16 protein-coding genes are annotated in these 18159 nt (G+C 58.3%); 8 read left to right on the forward strand and 8 right to left on the reverse strand.

What is annotated here, in order from left to right:
• Positions 1-2: 2 nt before the first annotated feature.
• Positions 3-572, forward strand: a complete 570-nt coding sequence (locus tag V8J84_RS16040; protein ID WP_339933002.1) for a cobalamin biosynthesis protein CobQ — start codon at positions 3-5, stop codon at positions 570-572.
• A gap of 85 nt (positions 573-657) precedes the next feature.
• On the opposite strand, the gene V8J84_RS16045 is transcribed toward V8J84_RS16040, so the two are convergent.
• Positions 658-981: a DUF6280 family protein gene (locus V8J84_RS16045; RefSeq protein WP_055294189.1), complete on the reverse strand. Its 324-nt coding sequence runs from the start codon at positions 979-981 to the stop codon at positions 658-660.
• Between the two features lie 225 nt (positions 982-1206).
• On the opposite strand from V8J84_RS16045, the gene efp reads away from it, so the two are divergent.
• Positions 1207-1770, forward strand: coding sequence for an elongation factor P (efp, locus tag V8J84_RS16050; RefSeq protein WP_339933005.1), 564 nt, complete (start codon positions 1207-1209; stop codon positions 1768-1770).
• A 71-nt stretch (positions 1771-1841) separates the two neighbouring features.
• On the opposite strand, the gene ygfZ is transcribed toward efp, so the two are convergent.
• Together ygfZ and V8J84_RS16060 are read right to left on the reverse strand one after the other, a co-directional pair.
• Positions 1842-2573 (reverse strand): CAF17-like 4Fe-4S cluster assembly/insertion protein YgfZ, encoded by a 732-nt coding sequence (ygfZ, locus tag V8J84_RS16055; protein ID WP_339933007.1) that lies wholly within the window; start codon positions 2571-2573, stop codon positions 1842-1844.
• The gene (locus tag V8J84_RS16060; RefSeq protein ID WP_339933009.1) at positions 2566-4347 is read right to left on the reverse strand and encodes an ABC transporter ATP-binding protein; all 1782 of its coding nucleotides are present in this window, start codon (positions 4345-4347) and stop codon (positions 2566-2568) included. Before V8J84_RS16060 ends, ygfZ begins: the two co-directional genes overlap by 8 nt.
• Positions 4348-4522: 175 nt before the next feature.
• On the opposite strand from V8J84_RS16060, the gene V8J84_RS16065 reads away from it, so the two are divergent.
• Positions 4523-5701, forward strand: coding sequence for a pyridoxal-phosphate-dependent aminotransferase family protein (locus V8J84_RS16065; protein WP_339933011.1), 1179 nt, complete (start codon positions 4523-4525; stop codon positions 5699-5701).
• Between the two features lie 229 nt (positions 5702-5930).
• Here the strand turns inward: V8J84_RS16065 and V8J84_RS16070 are convergent, their stop codons facing one another.
• Positions 5931-7043 carry a pyridoxal phosphate-dependent aminotransferase gene (locus V8J84_RS16070; RefSeq protein WP_339933013.1) on the reverse strand — a complete coding sequence of 371 codons (1113 nt, stop codon included), beginning with the start codon at positions 7041-7043 and terminating at the stop codon, positions 5931-5933.
• An 85-nt stretch (positions 7044-7128) separates the two neighbouring features.
• On the opposite strand from V8J84_RS16070, the gene V8J84_RS16075 reads away from it, so the two are divergent.
• On the forward strand, positions 7129-7287 hold the full coding sequence (locus V8J84_RS16075) for a Tat pathway signal protein (RefSeq protein WP_339933015.1): 159 nt from the start codon (positions 7129-7131) through the stop codon (positions 7285-7287).
• Between the two features lie 77 nt (positions 7288-7364).
• Here the strand turns inward: V8J84_RS16075 and V8J84_RS16080 are convergent, their stop codons facing one another.
• Entirely contained in the window at positions 7365-10481 is a 3117-nt protein-coding gene (locus tag V8J84_RS16080; protein WP_339933017.1) for a valine--tRNA ligase, read from the reverse strand.
• A gap of 244 nt (positions 10482-10725) precedes the next feature.
• On the opposite strand from V8J84_RS16080, the gene V8J84_RS16085 reads away from it, so the two are divergent.
• Together V8J84_RS16085 and V8J84_RS16090 are read left to right on the forward strand one after the other, a co-directional pair.
• Positions 10726-13026 carry a xanthine dehydrogenase family protein molybdopterin-binding subunit gene (locus V8J84_RS16085; RefSeq protein ID WP_339933019.1) on the forward strand — a complete coding sequence of 767 codons (2301 nt, stop codon included), beginning with the start codon at positions 10726-10728 and terminating at the stop codon, positions 13024-13026.
• Entirely contained in the window at positions 13013-14104 is a 1092-nt protein-coding gene (locus V8J84_RS16090; protein WP_339933021.1) for a DUF2235 domain-containing protein, read from the forward strand. Before V8J84_RS16085 ends, V8J84_RS16090 begins: the two co-directional genes overlap by 14 nt.
• Here the strand turns inward: V8J84_RS16090 and V8J84_RS16095 are convergent.
• Together V8J84_RS16095 and metF are read right to left on the reverse strand one after the other, a co-directional pair.
• Entirely contained in the window at positions 14070-14567 is a 498-nt protein-coding gene (locus tag V8J84_RS16095) for a PaaI family thioesterase (RefSeq protein WP_339933023.1), read from the reverse strand. The two genes, V8J84_RS16090 and V8J84_RS16095, sit on opposite strands and share 35 nt — an antisense overlap.
• 37 nt (positions 14568-14604) lie before the next feature.
• Entirely contained in the window at positions 14605-15471 is an 867-nt protein-coding gene (gene metF, locus V8J84_RS16100) for a methylenetetrahydrofolate reductase [NAD(P)H] (protein ID WP_339933025.1), read from the reverse strand.
• A 93-nt stretch (positions 15472-15564) separates the two neighbouring features.
• On the opposite strand from metF, the gene V8J84_RS16105 reads away from it, so the two are divergent.
• Complete coding sequence (locus tag V8J84_RS16105; protein WP_339933170.1) at positions 15565-16470, forward strand: LysR family transcriptional regulator; 906 nt, start codon at positions 15565-15567, stop codon at positions 16468-16470.
• Positions 16471-16535: 65 nt separating this feature from the next.
• Positions 16536-17327, forward strand: coding sequence for an inositol monophosphatase family protein (locus V8J84_RS16110; RefSeq protein WP_339933027.1), 792 nt, complete (start codon positions 16536-16538; stop codon positions 17325-17327).
• 68 nt (positions 17328-17395) lie between these two features.
• Here V8J84_RS16110 and V8J84_RS16115 read toward each other — a convergent pair whose 3' ends face one another.
• Entirely contained in the window at positions 17396-18139 is a 744-nt protein-coding gene (locus V8J84_RS16115) for a rhomboid family intramembrane serine protease (RefSeq protein WP_339933029.1), read from the reverse strand.
• Positions 18140-18159: the final 20 nt, after the last annotated feature.

Consider the following 18159-nt stretch of genomic DNA (forward strand, 5'->3'; position numbering starts at 1 on the left):
CTATGAACACGCCAGCGCATTTGATTTTCGGCCTGACCGCATTTGGCACGCCGCGCAGCAAGGCGGTGACCGCAGCGGCGCTGATTGGGTCGCTTATTCCGGATCTTTCGCTTTATCTGCTCGTGGCATGGGAAATGCAGGTCATGGGAACACCGCCCCGCGTGGTGTTTGGCGAGATGTATTTTTCCGAAAGCTGGCAAAGCATCTTCCGGATCGATAATTCGATGGTTCTGTGGGGGATTGCTTTGGCAATTGCGATCATGGTCGGCTCAAAGTTGGTGATCGCTTTGACCGGTGCCGCGATGCTGCATCTCATGCTGGATTTCCCGCTGCACCACGATGATGGACGGGCGCATTTCTGGCCCATCAGCAACTGGATTTTTGAAAGCCCCGTCAGCTATTGGGACGGGGCGCACTATGGCGATATTGTTAGCATTTTTGCCGTGATTGCCGTCCTGATCTGTGTCGGATTTTTGTGGCGTCGCTTTCACGGGTTGTGGATGCGCGGCCTGATCCTTGCGATTGGCCTGTTGGAATTGGCACCCGCGATCATCTTTGGACTGATGTTCTAGACCTGCAAAAGAAGAACGCCGCCCCGAGCAGAGGGCGGCGTTCAGATGGGTCGGCCTGGCAGGGCCAACGTAACTGTTTATGCGATTAGGCGGCGCGGGCTTCCTGCTCGGCTGCGTTGCGGCGTTCGCTTTCTTCACGGGACAACGCCACGGATGTGCGGACACCTTTGCCTACAAATTCCATCAGGCCGGAAACAACGCGTTCGTTGGGGTCGATACCGGCGCAGGAAAGCACCTCGCGACCATCGCGCGAACGGGCCCAACGTGCGATCTGCTCGGGGCCGTTTCCGTATTTTTTGTCATCCGCGATTGCATCATCCAAGGCTGCGAGGACAACAGCGGCAAATAACTTGCGAGCGCGGTTTCCCTGCTCGTTGTTGAATGCTGTGCCGTCGACAAAATCTCTCATAATCGGTCCTTTGTTTTTTGCTCTTGCGGTTCTCAGGTTCGGGTCGTTATGCCCTAGTTCATTCGATTCGGGGAAGCTCTTTTTGCATGGCTGCCATGCAAATCCTGCATGACGTTGCGCCCAAACATGGCTTATCTAGTCGCCTTGTCAGCCCCCTCACACCCAGATATAGGGTGCGTCAACTTTCTATCAACCTTTTGCCTTATTTTTGACACGAAGTGACCCATGCCCAAAATCAACGGTAACGAAATACGCCCCGGCAACGTGCTGGAACATGATGGTGGCCTTTGGGCCGCAGTCAAAGTGGACCATGTAAAGCCGGGAAAAGGCGGCGCTTTTGCGCAGGTCGAACTGAAGAATTTGCGCGATGGTCGCAAGCTGAACGAACGCTTCCGGTCAGCTGACAAGGTGGAACGCATTCGCCTTGATCAGAAGGACCAGCAGTTCCTGTTCGAAGCCGATGACATGCTGACCTTCATGGATACCACCACATTCGATCAGATCGCACTGCCTGCTGATATTCTGGGCGACCGCCGCCCTTATTTGCAGGACGGCATGACCGTGCACATCGAATACTACGGGGAAGAGGCGTTGAACGTCACGCTGCCCCTGAAAGTGACGTGCAAAGTAGTCGAGACAGAGCCTGTGGTGAAGGGTCAGACCGCCGCGAACAGCTTTAAGCCCGCGACACTGGACAATGGCGTGCGCGTTATGATTCCGCCGTTTGTGGGTGTGGACGAAGATATCGTGGTAAACACCGAACTGGGCGAATACGTCGAACGCGCCTAATCGCGATCAGTGCCTTTAAAACCTGTCGGAGTCTCCGGCAGGAGATACTTTGAAATAAGCGAGATGAAGCGTCAGTCTGCCAAATGCAGGCTGGCGCTTTTCGTTTGCATGGCGTCGGTGCGGTCAAACCGCAGATAGGCAATCGCGTGATCGCCCGACACTGTGTGCAGCGTGCCTGCGGGACGATCATTTGATGTGATGACGTCACCAGGCGTGGCCTGGCCTTCGACGCGGACGCGGCGCAGACCTTTTTTCAGCTCTGTCTTGTGCTTCATCCGCGCGGCGATCTCTTGGCCGACGTAACAGCCCTTTTTGAAATCGATGCCGTGGAGCCTCTCAAACCCTGCCTCTAGGATGTAAGTGTCGGGCGTCAGTTCCATTCCCGTTTGCGGGATGAGGTACTGGACGCGCAATGCGTCCCAGTCCGTCGCGTCGGATTTGGCCTGACCACTGTAATCGCGCCAGCCCAGATCAGGATGGCGGGGATCGGGCAGGGCGGTATCAGGGGCTGTGCCTGTCCCGCGGGCCACCGAGATCGAAGACGCATCAATTTGCACATCTGCGCGCAAGCGATACATCGACAACCGCTGTGCCAGCGTCGGGGCGTGTGACGTCGCCACGTCGATCAACAGGCGGTCGTTTTGCGGGATCACGAAAAAATCGGCGATGTACTTGCCTTGAGGCGTCAACAAAGCGGCGTAGACGATGGCGGTGTCGGTGCGGGTGACGTCATTCGTCACCAATCCTTGCAGAAAATCAACGCGGTCGGCCCCTGTGAGGGTCAGCACTGTCCGGTCAGTCATGCGCGGCATCTTTCTGTTTGAATTGCATACGATGCAGATCGGCATAAAGTCCGCCGCGTTCAAGAAGCATGTCGTGATTTCCCTGATCCACCACGCGCCCGCCATCCATCACGATGATCGAATGTGCATTGCGAATGGTCGAAAGCCTGTGCGCGATGACCAGCGTGGTGCGGCCTGTCGACAGCTTTTCAAGCGCATCCTGCACGGCCGCTTCGGACTTCGTATCGAGCGCGCTTGTGGCCTCGTCCAGCAATAGGATGGGCGTGTCACGCAAAAGGGCGCGCGCAATGGCGACACGCTGTCTTTGACCACCTGACAGATTGGATCCGCGGGGACCAGCCGGGCTTTCCAGACCGTCAGAAAGTTGACCAAGAAAGTCGGACACATTCGAGGCGCGCAGGGCGTCTTGCAGTTGGCCTTCTGACACATCCGTGCGCCCCAGCAGAATGTTTTCGCGCAATGTTTCGTCAAACAGTGCCGCATCTTGTGACACGACGGAAAACAGGCTGCGCAGGGCAGGCAAGTCCATGTCGCCAATCGTTGTGCCGCCGATATCCACCGTGCCGCTGCTGGGTTCAACAAGGCGGGTCAGCACGTTGAAAACGGTGGATTTGCCTGCGCCCGATGGCCCCACAAGCGCAGTTGTTTTACCCGCTTCGGCAACAAAGCTGGTTCCACGCAGAACGGCCAGATCGCCGTAGTGCAGTGACACGTCATCAAAGCGGATTGTCGGCGCACCGGATGGCGCAGCTTTGGGCGTGGCTGGCGATACCAGTGTCGGCCTTTCGTTGAACACCTCGCGGATACGATCGATGGATGCGGCGGCGGTTTGCCACTGGCCACTGACAGCGCCTAAGCGGCGCAGTGGTTCGAACGCCAGCGACATGGCGGTGAAGAAAGACATAAACTCACCGACAGTTTTGTTGCCTGCGATAATCTCGGAACCGCCAAAGATTAGGACGCCGAAAAACCCAAGGCCGGTCATGATATCGATCAAGGCAGGCACAGCGGCTTGCCCCTTGGCGGCTTTGACCTCGGCACGGACGCGGTCTTGCGAGAGGGCGTCGTAGCGCGTGGATTGGTAGGTCTCCAAGGCGTTCAGCTTGATCGGGTTGATCCCGTGAAACACCTCGTCCAATCGCGTTGACATCCGGCCCGCGAGTGCCCGCGCGAGGCCAGCGCGTTTGCGGATATAGCGCTGCACAAGGAGCGACGGCAGCACCAGAAACGGCACACCGATGAGGGCCACTGCGGTCCATTTCCAATCGACCCCGATGGCCACGCCAAAAAGCACAATCACCGAGATCAGGTCGCGACCGACGCTGATCAGGATACTGGCCCAGACCGAATTGATCGCCGTGACATCGCCCTGCACCCGCTCGATCAACTGTCCTGGCGGATTAATCTGATGAAACCCGCTATCGAGTGACATTAGGTGCCGCAAAAGGTGGCTGCGCATATCGGCAGCCGACAATTGCCCCACCCGTGTAATCAGGATTTTCTGACCGGCAGAGCTTGCCGCGCGGGCCATGAATATCCCTAAGATCGTCAGGCCAACCCACCAAAGTGCGCCGCGGTCCCCCTGCACAAACACATCGTCGAACATCGGCTGGATCATGTATGCCAGCAGGCCCAGCATTGATCCTTCGATCATCATAAGAACGATACCACCCGCCAGAATGAACTTGTGGCGGTGCAGATAATCGCGCCACAACCAGCGAAAAAGCGTGTAGGCCGATGCGTTTGGTCCGGTCTCTGACGGTGCGACTGTCATTGCGATATCCTGTGGCCTGTCAGATGTGACTGAAACGGGGTCTAGCGGTAAATAGGGTGGCGGGGCAAGGATGCCACATTTGCGCGGTTGACGCTTTGCGCGGCGCAGCTAGTGTTGCAAAGGCTGGCATCAGGCATGCGCGCACGCCCGCACACAATCAGAAAGACACGATGACATGACACTTGCCAATGGCCGTTCCTATCTTGCGATCCCCGGTCCGTCGGTCATCCCCGATGCGGTTTTGCAGGCCATGCACCGCGCGTCCCCGAATATCTATGAGGGCGAACTGCATGATCTGACGCACAGCCTGATCCCTGACCTGAAAAAGGTCGCGCGCACGGACGGGCACGCCACCATTTATATCGGCAATGGTCATGCCGCATGGGAGTCGGCGCTGGCAAACGTCCTGTCTAAAGGCGACACAGTGCTTGTGCTGGCAACAGGGCTCTTTGGTGTTGGTTGGGGCGAGATGGCCAAGGGGATGGGTCTTGAGGTGCAGACCATCGACCACGGTGAGGCAGCCCCAGTGGACCTTGATCGCGTTGAAGATGCGCTGCGGGCGGATACCAAGGGCAAGATCAAGGCGGTTCTGGTCTGCCACGTGGATACGTCAACCAGTGCCAAGAACGATGTCGCGGGCATCCGCAAAGCAATCGATGCGGCGGGTCACGATGCGCTTTTGATGGCAGATTGTATTGCGTCTCTGGGGTGCGACCAGTTCGAGATGGACGCATGGGGTGTCGATGTAATGGTCGCTGCTTGCCAAAAGGGACTCATGACACCTGCGGGCCTCGGCTTTGTGTATTTCAACGAAAAGGCCGAGGCGCGGCGCGGTGATCTGGTCACAAGTTATTGGGACTGGCGCAAGCGGGCAGATCCTGCGCAATTCTTTATGTATTTCAATGGCACTGCGCCGACCCATCATCTTTATGGCCTCCGCCAGGCGTTGGACATGATGATGGACGAGGGCATGCCTGCGATCTGGCAACGGCATGAGACATTGGCGCGCGCGATCTGGGCAGCGTTTGATCGGTGGTCCCAGACCGGACCGCTTCACCTTAATATCGCGGACGAGGCTGCACGGTCACATGCTGTCACGTCTTGTGTGATCGGGTCGCCAAATGGCGACCGGTTGCGGCAATGGTGCGAACATCAGGCGGGCCTCACCTTGGGCATCGGACTGGGGCGCACGCCGTCCGATGCGTACTTTCGGCTGGGTCACATGGGGCACGTGAATGCCCATATGATTATGGGGCTGCTTGGCACGATGGAAGCGGGATTGCAGGCGCTGGATATAGCGCATGGTGAGGGCGCACTGTCAGCAGCCGCCGCTGTCATTGCAAAAGCGACCTAGCGCAGCCTGCTGCAAATGGCACGGCCAATCTTGTCGACGCCCCACGCTGTCACCATCACCCAAAGATACCCGGCAAGCGCTGCAATGGTCCAAAGCACGATGAACAAGAGAACGCCGAAAGACGCAAAGAAAGCATCAGTATAGTTTTCGACCGACTTGGGTGGTTCGCGGTGATAGGACAAACAGACCTCCGTCGCTGCGCCTTGGCTTCATGATAGAGCTTGAGGCGTTAACGCTCCATTGCCTTGAGTAATGCAGATGGTAGGGCTTTTTCGAAGGCGTCAAGCTGGTCCGGCGTTCCGCAGCTGATGCGAATGCAGCGGTCATGTGGTGCGACAAAGGGCATACGGACAAAAATACCGGCATCAATCAGGTAGGCCAGAACCTTGCGGGCAAAGTCACCGTCGCGTCCGCACTCCACAGTCACAAAGTTTGTCGCGGATGGCAGCGGCGTCAGGCCGTTATCATATGCGATAGCCGCGATCCGGTCGCGTGCCTTTGCCACCTGCGTAGTGACATGGGCCAGCCAATCCTGATCGGCAAGAGCCGCCAATGCGCCAATCTGCGCGATCCGGTTCATGCCAAAATGGTTTCTCACCTTGTTGAAGCCGCTGATAACATCCGCGTGCCCGATAGCATAACCGACACGTGCGCCAGCCATGCCATGCGCCTTAGAAAACGTGCGCATCCGGATCACCCGCGGATCATCAGTGTTCAGGCGCGGTGCTGTGCCGTCTGGCGCAAGCTCGATATACGCCTCATCCAACACCAACAGGCAGCCGTCTGGGACAGCCGATATCATCCGCTCCACTGTGCTGGCATCATGCCAGCTTCCCATCGGGTTGTCGGGGTTGGCGAAATAGATCAGCTTCGCGTTTTTGGTTTTAGCGGTGGCGATCAACCGCTCCGGGTCTTCGAAATCACCGGCGTAGGGGACAGCGTGCAGATCACCGCCAAAGCTTGCCACGTGATAGTTGAAGGTCGGATAGGCACCCGCTGACGTCACAACGGGATCGCCCTGTCCGACATAAAGCCGCACTATAAGCCCTAGCAGCGTATCAATTCCTTCACCGACCATGATGTTGTCAGGCGAGATGCCGTGATTGTCAGCAAGCGCCTGCCGCAGGTCATGGCTTTCCGGATCGGCATATTGCCAGACGTCCGCCACGCTGGCTTGCATCGCCGCAATCGCTTTGGGCGACGGGCCGAACGCGCTTTCGTTCGCGCCAAGGCGAGCTTTGAACGGGGCATTGCGGGCCCTTTCCTGCGTCTCTGGGCCGACAAAAGGAACAGAGGCGGGCAGGGAAGCGGCGAGCGGCGTCAGTCTTGTATCATGTGTCATGCGCGCAATCTGGCGCGGACCGTGTGCGCTTGCAATCGCAGAAATGACGCATACATGAGAATGGTTCGCAACTAAGGGGCGTGTGATGAATCTGAGCAGACGAGGATTTTTGGCAACGGGTGCGGCTGCCGCTGGTATGCGCGCCGTTCCGCAGGCGGCTAAACCGAACGGGCGGCGCATCCTGACGCTGGTTTACGACAAAGCGCTAGGCATGATGCGTGCGGTGGAGCGGGTCGTGCCGTAGCGCCACAAGCTCTTCAAGTTTTTAAAAAAATGCGGGATGGACGGACAGTCTGCAAATTTCAGACTGTCCGCCTGTGTTTAGCCCAGTTCCTGAAGCCGCGCGATGGCTGCATTGAGCTGTGCTTCTTCGTCCTCGCGCAGGGCGAGGTTGGCTTTTGCTTCTGCCACCACATCATCGGGGGCGGAAGCCACGAATTTGGGATTGTTGAGCCGCCCGCGCAGGCCGCCCAATTCCTTGCCCAGCTTGCCAAGCGTCTTTTCAAGACGCGCGATTTCGGAGGCGACGTCGATCAGCCCTTCGAGCGGGATACCAAAAGTGCCGCCGTCCATCGGGATGGTGACGCATCCTTTGGGGAAGCTCTCCACGCTCTCGAGGCTCTCAATTCGCGCAAGGCGCTGGATCAGCGTGGCGTTGTTGTCCCACGCTGATTGGCCTCTCGCGTCGAGCCCCTGCACCAAGAGTGGCACTTTCGCACCCGCAGGCACATGGACTTGCGCACGGGCGGACCGCACGCTTTCGATCAGGGTGATCACCCAGTTCATCTCGCGGTCGGCTTCGGCGTCGATCAATTCCGTCCCGTAGGTCGGCCAATCGGCGTGGACGCACATCTTTTCGCGGCTGTCGGCGAGGCCCCAGAGTTCCTCGGTGATGAACGGCATAATTGGGTGCAGCAGGATGAGGCACTGGTCCAGCACCCAACGCAGGGTGGCTTGGGTCTCGGTCTTGGCGGCCGCGTCGTCGCCTTGCAGGATCGGTTTGGAGAATTCCAGATACCAGTCGCAGACCTTGCCCCATGTGAAGGCGTAAAGCGCGTTGGCCGCGTCGTTAAAACGGTAGGCCTCCAATGCTGCATCCACCTCGGCGCGGACCTTGGCGGTCTCGCCGATGATCCATTTGTTCAGCGTTTGCGTCGCGTCGGGCCGCGCGTTGTTGCCAGTGTTGGGGATCTCGTAGTGTTCGGCGAAGGAAAACGCGTTCCACAGCTTTGTGCCGAAGTTGCGGTAGCCCTTGATCTTGTCCTCGGAGATTTTCAGCACGCCGCCCAGCGCCGCCATCTGCGCGTTGGTGAACCGCAGGGCGTCGGCACCGTATTTGTCCACAATCTCAAGCGGGTCGAGCACGTTGCCGCGTGTCTTCGACATCTTCTCGCCCTTCTCGTCGCGGACAAGTTGGTGCAGATAGACGGTGTGGAACGGCTCTTTCTCCTCGACGGCGTAGGACATCATCATCATCCGCGCGACCCAGAAAAACAGGATGTCGGAGCCGGTGATCAGCACGTCACCGGGGAAGTATTTTTGCAGCTCTGCGGTGTCATCCGGCCAGCCCAGCGTGCCGAAAGGCCAGAGGCCGGAGGAGAACCATGTGTCGAGGACGTCGGGGTCGCGGCGAATTTCGACAAACTTTTTCCCCAGTTTATCGCCAAACCGAAAAGCATGTTCCTCGCCAGCAGTTGAGGCAATGAGAACGTCTACCTCGCTGCCGTAATATGCACGGGCCTGTTTCAGCGCGTCAGCCTCGGTACTCGCACCAAACATTTTGGAAGCTCGTGAGACAGGCCAAATTCGCTGACCGCCAGAAGTGATAGTCGTTCCATTTTGTGGCAAAGAAAAGTTGTCCAGATCCTCTTTGCTTGGCCCGTACCAAACCGGTATCTGATGCCCCCACCACAGCTGGCGCGAGATGCACCACGGTTCGATGTTCTCCAGCCAGTGGAAATATACCTTCTCGCCGCTTTCGGGCATGATCTTCACGGTGCCGTCGCGCACGGCGTCCAGTGCGGGGCCGACGATTTTTGCGGTGTCTACGAACCACTGATCTGTCAGCGCGGGTTCGATCACGACCTTAGAGCGGTCGCCGAAGGGCTGCATGATTTTCTTGGCTTCGACCAGCGGGACGAGTTCTTCGGCATCCGTGCGCGCCTCGCCACCTTCTTCGGGGGCAACGGGGGCTTTCACAGCGGCTTTGCCCAAGCGGGGGTCGGTGGCGACTGTCATCACTGCGAGGCCCTCGGCCGTGATATCATCGACCACGGCCTGACGTGCGGCGAACCGGTCCATGCCGCGATAGGCTTCTGGCACCATGTTCATTGCGGCGATCTTGGCCTCGTCGAACTCCTCCTCGCCGTTGGCAATGAGCTGGGCAGTCGCGGCTTCCTCGGCGTAGCTGCGTCCATCGGCACGCATAGCACCCTTGGTGTCCATCAGCGCATACATCGGGATGTTGCCGCGTTTGGCGACCTCGTAGTCGTTGAAGTCATGCGCGCCAGTGATCTTCACCGCACCGGAGCCGAAGGTCATATCGGGGTAGGGGTCGGTGATGATCGGGATCAGGCGGCGTTGTTCCTTGGGGCCGACGGGGATTTCACACAGCTTGCCGACGATGGGGGCGTAACGCTCGTCGTCCTTGTGGACCGCCACGGCACCGTCGCCCAGCATGGTTTCTGGGCGGGTGGTGGCGATAGAGATGTAATTGCGCTCTTCCTCGAACAGGACATTCCCGTCCTCGTCCTTCTCGACGTAGGTATAGGTCGCGCCACCGGCCAGTGGGTATTTGAAGTGCCACATGTGGCCGTCGACTTCGATATTCTCGACCTCAAGATCGGAGATCGCGGTTTCGAAATGCGGGTCCCAGTTGACCAGACGCTTGCCGCGATAGATCAGGCCGTCTTCGTACATCTTGACGAAAACCTTGATCACGGCGTCGTGGAAGTTGCCTTCCTCGCCCTCGGGCGCATTCGGCGCACCGGACATGGTGAAGGCCACGCGGTCGTAATCCATGCCCGAGCCGATGCGCTTGTCTTGCTCAAGGATCGTGCCGCCGGAAATTTTCTTCCAGTCCCAGATTTTCCGGGTGAACGCCTCACGGCCCATATCGGCACGCTTTGGCTCGCCATTGGCGGCCATCTGCTTTTCCACCACAAGCTGGGTGGCGATGCCGGCGTGATCAAGGCCGGGTTGGAACAGCACATCGAACCCTTGCATCCGCTTCCAGCGGGTCAGGATATCCATCAGCGTGTGGTTGAATGCGTGACCGACGTGCAGGACACCTGTCACATTGGGCGGGGGAAGCTGGATACAGTAGGTTGCAGCATCTGTTTTTGCGTTGGCACCGGCGCGAAATGCACCAGCCTTTTCCCAAGCCGCAAAAATGCGTGGTTCGGCAGTCGCCGCATCAAATGTCTTATCCATGGCCATCGGTCAGCGTTCCTTTTTGATCACGCTGGTCTTAGCGAAACCGCAGGCGGCCTGAAAGGGGCATTGTGGGTGTGACGATGCGGCGACGCGTGCTCTGGCGTCCTGATCGCAACCCCGCTACGACTTTGTCCAAGCAGATCACCGATCTGATCGCGCAAGCGCACACTCTGGTGAGGAGGGCGCGCCGTGCTTTACACTTCAGGCCGCCCCGCTACCTTCGGGGCACGCAACAAGGGCGATGACAATGGAAAAATTCGGGCGCAGCCAATCGGTCAAACGGATAGAGGACCAGCGGTTTCTGACCGGCCATGGCGCTTATGTGGACGATATCACGCCGGATGGCGCGCTGTTTGCGTATTTCTTGCGCTCCAATGTGGCCCACGGCACGATCACAGCACTTGATCTGGCCGACGCACGCGACATGCCGGGTGTACATCTGGTCTTGGCTGCTGATGACTTGGCGGATGCCGGTGTAACGCTGCCGCTGAAAGGCGTCACAGTGAAGAACCGTGACGGATCAAAAGGCGCGCAGACGGTGCGCCCGATCCTTGCACAAGGCCGTGTGCGTCACGTGGGCGAACCTGTTGTTGCGATTATTGCCGACACGCTTCTGGCCGCAAAGGATGCCGCCGAGGCGATCATGCTGGAGATCGACGATCTGCCTGTGCATCTGGATCTGGCCACTGGCGGCGATGCCATCCATGACACGGCACCCGATAATCAGGCCTTTGATTGGGGGCTGGGCGATCCGGATGCCTGTGCTGCGGCAATAAAGGATGCCGCACATGTCGTCACCGTAGAAGTTCCCGACAACCGTGTCATCGTCAATGCGATGGAGCCGCGCGGCTGCTACGCTGAAATTGAAAACGGACGCCTGCACGTTGCTGTCAACGGTCAGGGTGTCTGGGCCCCCAAGGACGATCTGGCCTATCACTTGAACATGGATGCGAAGGATATCCGCGTCACCAATCCCGATACGGGTGGTGGTTTTGGCATGAAGGCGATGCGTTATCCTGAAACTTTTGCCGTGGCACAGGCCGCCCGTATGCTGGATCGCCCCGTCCGCTGGATGTCTGAACGCACCGAGGCGATGTTGACCGATAATGCTGGTCGTGACTTGTCAACAACCGCGACCATCGCCTTTGATGATGATCTGCGCATCACGGCCTACCAGCTTGATACCATCGCAAATATGGGGGCCTACAATTCGCAGTTCGCCCAAGCGATCCAGACCGATCTTTTCGCCAAGGTGCTCATGGGCACCTATGACGTGCAGACGGCGTTTATGCGCACGCGCGGCGTTTATACCAACACCACGCCCGTGGATGCCTACCGCGGCGCAGGTCGGCCAGAGGCGATCTTTATTCTTGAGCGGACCGTCGACGAGGCTGCACGCCAGCTGGACATTGATCCGTGGGAATTGCGCCGCCGCAACTTCATCCGCCCCGACCAGTTTCCATACACCACCGTCTCTGGTGTCACCTATGATGTGGGCGAATTTGACAAGGTTCTCAGCCGGATTGAAGAAACAGCAGATCGCGCCGGTTTCGCGGATCGCAAAGCCGATGCGGCGGCGCGCGGCAAATTGCGTGGCATGGGGCTTTGTTACTACATCGAAAGCATCCTTGGCGCGCCCACTGAAACGACAACAGTCGAATTCACCGGTGACGGGGCTTTGATCTATGTGGGCACGCAGTCCAACGGGCAGGGACATGAGACGGTCTATGCGCAGTTTCTGTCAGACCAGACAGGTATCCCCGCCGACCAGATCGAAGTTGTGCAAGGCGACAGCGACCGGATCGCTACGGGTGGTGGCACGGGTGGGTCACGCTCGGTTACCGTGCAAAACACGGCAACTCTGGCGGCTGTGGAAAAGATCAGTGAGGCTTTCACAGCGTTTTTGGCGGATGCCGAAGGCGTGCCAGCCGCTGAAATCACCTTTGACGATGAACGCTTCCGTATTCCCGGGTCAAACCTGACGCCTACGATGCTGGACGTGGCCGATATGGCCCGCGACGCAGGTCGCGATGACCTGCTGCGCCAATCCGCGACCATCACGCTGGACAATCGCAGCTTTCCTAACGGGGCCCATGTAGCCGAGGTTGAGATCGATCCTGAAACAGGCGTCGTGACAGTTGATCGCTATACCGTCGTTGATGACTTTGGCAATTTGATCAACCCGATGCTGGCCGAAGGACAGGTGCACGGCGGCGTGGCGCAAGGCATCGGGCAGGCGATCACGGAACGCACTGTGTTTGACGCACAGGGCCAGCTTTTGACGGCCAGTTTCATGGACTACGGGATGCCCCGCGCGGACGATCTGCCAATGATCGGGTTTAGCACCGAAGGCACCCCGTCGCTTTATAATCCGATGGGCATGAAAGGCTGCGGTGAGGCTGGCACAGTCGGCGCACTGGCTGCTGTCACAAACGCCGTCATTGATGCGCTTTGGGATGAGGGCGTACGCCACGTTGAGATGCCGTTTACACCGCACCGTGTATGGCAGTGGCTTCAGGATGCGAGGGATAAGCGTGCCGCTGCGTGATTGGGTCTTTTCTTTATTCGGGCGCCGCGCGCGCACCGAAGACAGTATCAGCCGCACGCGCGCGGCTGCGACCCACATCATCATTCTCGATGGCACCATGTCGTCGCTTGTTGATGGACGTGAAACCAACGCCGGCCTGACTTACAAATTGCTGCAAGAGGCAGGGGCCAGCGCCAGTCTGACAGTGCATTACGAGGCAGGCATTCAGTGGCGCGACTGGCGTGGCACATGGGACGTGATGACAGGCCGTGGCATCAACCGGCAGATTAAGCGGGCCTATGGTGTCCTTGCATCGCGATATCGGCCAGGCGATCAGATCGTCCTCGTGGGGTATTCGCGCGGCGCCTATGCTGTCCGGTCGCTTGCGGGGGTGATTGATACGGTGGGTCTTGTCACCGCTAACCATGCAACCGTGCGCGGGATTGAATTGGCCTATCGCCACTACCGCACGGGCGGGCGCAACAAATTTGCCGACGCCTTCCGCCGCGAGTTTTGCCACGCCGATGTCCAGATTGAGGCGGTTGCCGTTTGGGATACCGTCAAGGCGCTGGGCCTGCGTTTGCCGATCCTGTGGCGCTGGGGGACCGAGACACATAATTTCCACAACCATGCGCTTGGCCCACATGTGCGCAACGGCTTTCACGCTGTCGCACTTGACGAAACCAGAGAAGCTTATGCTCCTGTGATGTGGGAATGTCCGCTGGATTGGCAGGGCAATATGGAACAGGTCTGGTTCAAGGGCAGCCACGGCGATGTTGGCGGACAGCTGGGCGATTATTTTGCCTGCCGCCCTCTGGCAAATATCCCGCTGGTCTGGATGCTGGACAGGCTTGAAATGTGCCGCGTGCCGCTTCCTGATGGATGGCGGGCACGGTTCGAGCAGGACATCACCGCGCCCTCTGTCGGGTCTTGGCGGGGATGGAGCAAGATCTTCTGGCGGCGCAAGCGGCGGATCATCGGACGCTGCCGGTCAGAGGCTATCCATCACACGGTGGATGCCGCGAAGTACCAACGTGCTTTTGCGCCGGATTTCGCCACAGCTGCTACCCCTCCGCGTCAGGCGCAGGCATCTTCATAATCAGACAGGTGGTCGAGCCGGTGGCATAGAGCTTGCCGTCACCCGCCCCGCGAATTTCACCATGGGCGACACCGGTGCTGCGCCCAGCGTGATCCGTGGTGCCTGTCGCGACAATCTCTGTGCCAAGGGGAATGCTGCGGATGATATTCACCTTGTATTCCAGCGTCGTGTAAATCGATCCGCGCGGCACTTTGGTCATCACCGCACAGGCCATGCAGCTATCCAGCAACGTGCCATACCAACCGCCATGGACGGTGCCCAACGGGTTGGTGTGCGCAAACTCCGGTGTGCCGCGAAAGACAACGCGACCGTCCTCGACCGTGTCCAGCGTGTAGTTCAACACAGCTGAAATGGGCGGACGGGCCACTGTGCCAGCAACCACCCCTTGCATGAATTCCAGACCTGACATGGACAGCGTTTGAGCCAACGTGGGCAGGTCATCAGGTGTCTGGGCTGTAAACATAGGTGCGGCTCCGGCAAATCTGCCGGACCGTCCCACCTCACGCGACGTTTTGCAACTGCTTGTCCCGCGTCAGTCCCAGCGCATGACAGACATCGCGGGTCAGTCGGGCCTTGTTCAGCGTATAGAAATGCAAATGATCAACGCCGCCTGTGATCAGGTCGTCACAAAGCTCGGTGGCAAGGGCCGTTGCCAGAAGATCGCTCGTGCCATCGCGGGCCGCGTTTTCAAAGCCATCAGCGACGATCTGCGGAATATGTGTGCCGCAGCCCTGCGCAAATCTCTGGACACCTTGCCAGCTTTCTACCGGTAAAATGCCCGGAATGATGGGCACATCAATCCCCGCTTTGACGCAGGCATCGCGGAACCGGAAAAAGGTATCAGCCTCAAAAAAGAACTGCGTAATCGCCGAGGTCGCACCGGCGTCGATCTTGCGCTTGAGAAAAGCGATGTCGGCGGCCTGGCTATCAGCCTCGGGGTGCTTTTCGGGGTAGGCGCCAACGCGGATATTGAACTGACCACGAGCGGTCAGCGCCGCAATCAGGTCAATTGAACTGGCAAAGCCGTCGGGATGCGCACGGAAAGTTGTTTCGCCCTTGGGCGTATCACCTCGTAATGCGACAATCTCGGTCACGCCTGCATCTGCATAATTATCAACAATCGACAGCGTATCAGACCGCGTTGCATCAACACAGGTCAGGTGGGCGGCCACGTTCAGCCCCGTGCTGCGATGGATCGCGGTCACTGCCTCATGCGTGATCTTGCGGGTTGTGCCGCCAGCACCATAGGTCACGGACACGAATTTCGGATCGAATGGCGACAGCGTCTTAATGCAGTCCCAAAGTCGGAACGATCCCTCAACTGACCGCGGCGGAAAAAATTCGTAAGAAACGGAAGGCGAGGTCATGATGCATGCTTTCTATTGGTTTAACCCCTTGTCACTCATTGTGCGACATGAGACAAATTCATAACTTTCAGCTTCATTATGAGCGTTTCTCAAGTGCATATCGAATTTCGCCATCTGCGCACCATCAAGGCTATCCACGATACGGGCGGGCTGGCGCGTGCAGCAGCACAGCTCAACATCACTCAATCCGCCCTAAGCCATCAGATCAAAGGCATTGAGGATCAGGCGGGGGTCGAGCTTTTTGTGCGCCGGTCCAAACCGCTGAAGCTGTCACCAGCGGGCTTGCGTATGTTGGCTGCTGCCGAGCAAATCCTGCCGCAGGTCGCTGCACTAGAGGCGGAATTTGACGGATTGATCGCTGGCAAAGCGGGGCGCTTGCACATCGCAATTGAATGCCATGCCTGCTTTGAATGGCTGTTTCCGGTGCTTGAGGCGTTTCGCAAGGCTTGGCCCGACGTGGATGTGGATATCCGGCCCGGGCTGGCATTTGATGCAATGCCTGCACTTCGAAAGGAAGAGGTTGATCTGGTCGTCTCGTCCGATCCCGAAGATCTGGACGGCACCGATTTTACGCCGCTTTTTGACTACGAACCTGTCTTTGTTGCTTCCGCCCAACATCCTTTGGCGCAAAAACAGGTGATCGAGGCAGAGGATTTCCGCGGCGAGACTTTGATTACCTATCCGGTGGATCGTGCGCGGCTGGACATCTTTAGCCAGCTTTTGACACCGGCCAAGGTCGAACCTGCAGCGATCCGGCAAGTGGAACTGACAGCCGTAATCCTGCTGCTGGTCGCGTCCAATCGCGGTGTTGCTGTGCTGCCCGATTGGGTGGTCAGTCAGGTGCGCTACAATGCCGATTACGTGACGCGCCCACTGACCCAAGGCGGCATGACACGCAGGCTTTTTGCGGCCACACGCAGTTCGGATACCAGCCTTCCGTTTATGGCACATCTGATCCGGCTTGCGCGCCAAGAGGCGGTGAAACTGCAACGCAGCTAGACCCCCTTGTTCCCCGTCGCGCTGGGGCCTATACGCCACCCCTGATCCAATGGCAGGAGGCCCCGATGGCTGGTAGCGCAAATCTGAACGTGATGATGAAAACAGCCCGCAAGGTGGGCCGCGCTCTGGTCAAGGACTTTGGCGAAGTAGAGCAGCTTCAGGTCTCGACCAAAGGTCCCGGCGATTTTGTCAGCCGTGCGGATCGTCAGGCCGAGGAAACCATTCGCGAAGACCTGCTGGCGGCGCGTCCGTCCTACGGTTTTGTCGGCGAAGAAGGCAAAGAAATCGAAGGCGAAGACCCGACCCGTCGCTGGATCGTTGACCCGCTGGACGGCACCACCAACTTTCTGCACGGACTGCCGCACTGGGCTGTGTCTATCGCGCTGGAACACAAGGGCCAGATCGTGGCCGGTGTTGTCTATGATCCGGTCAAGGACGAGATGTTCTACGCCGAAAAAGGGCAGGGTGCATGGCTGAACGAAAGCCGTCTGCGTGTGTCTGGCCGTGCGCGGCTGATTGAAAGCATCTTTGCTACCGGTCTGCCTTTTGCTGGCCGGACCGATTTGCCTGCGACATTGCAGGATCTCGCCCGTCTCCTGCCCGTTTGTGCCGGTGTGCGCCGTTTTGGTGCAGCCTCGCTTGATCTGGCCTACGTCGCAGCCGGTCGCTACGATGGCTTTTGGGAGCGGAATCTGAAATCTTGGGACATCGCCGCAGGTCTGATCATCGTCAAAGAGGCCGGTGGAATGCTTGAGCCAATGAACCCTGACGGTGACATCCTGATCGATGGTGCGCTGATCTGTTCGAATGAGCCGGTGTTCGAAAACTTTGCTAAAATCATCCGTAAGGGCAGCTAGTTCTGACTTTTGGTTGAAAATGGCCAACGTGGTTGGGGGCGCATAGGCCCGGCTCAAGTGAAGCTATACTAGCGTCGTTTCACCCGTGGAACGCTGGATTTGGTGAAGGGATAGGTCGCTTCGGGGTGGTCTGGGTGTCCACCTGTCCGCGCCCAAAATCCGCCCCCGCCTAAGCGCACCCACAGCGGAATGGTCAGCAAGAACCCGATTACAAACCCACCGGCATGCGCCCAATAAGCGACGCCGCCGCCGCTAGCGTCCGAAATCACACCATTGCCCAACTGAAGCGCAAACCAGATGCCCAGCATGATCCATGCTGGCACCGGGATGATGCGGAAGATGATGATAAAAAAGATAAAAATATCCACCTTGGCCTTGGGAAACAGCAGCAGATAGCCCCCCATCACGCCTGCAATCGCGCCGGACGCGCCGACGGTTGGCACAGGCGAATAGATATCTGTCGCATACTGCGCGAGGTCGGCCCCGATGCCGCTGGCCAGATAGAACAACAAAAACGGAATATGCCCCATCTTGTCTTCCATGTTGTCTCCGAAAATCCACAAAAACAGCATATTGCCCGCTAGATGCATGAAGCCTGCGTGCAAAAAGATCGACGTAACAAGCGACGGATAGTTTTCGCCCGCTGTGATCCGCGCAGGGATCATCGCAAAGTCGTAATATAGCGCGCCAATCTGTCGGTCTGTGGTGATGAAAAATAGCCCGAAAAGGTAAACCGCCACATTCAGCGCAATAAGCGCATAGGTGACATACGGGATGCGTTCGGACGGGTTGTGATCTCTGATCGGTAACATGTGGCGACCGTCTGCGGTTT

The sequence above is a fragment of the Yoonia sp. 208BN28-4 genome (genome assembly GCF_037543925.1).
In the GTDB taxonomy this organism is placed as follows: domain Bacteria; phylum Pseudomonadota; class Alphaproteobacteria; order Rhodobacterales; family Rhodobacteraceae; genus Yoonia.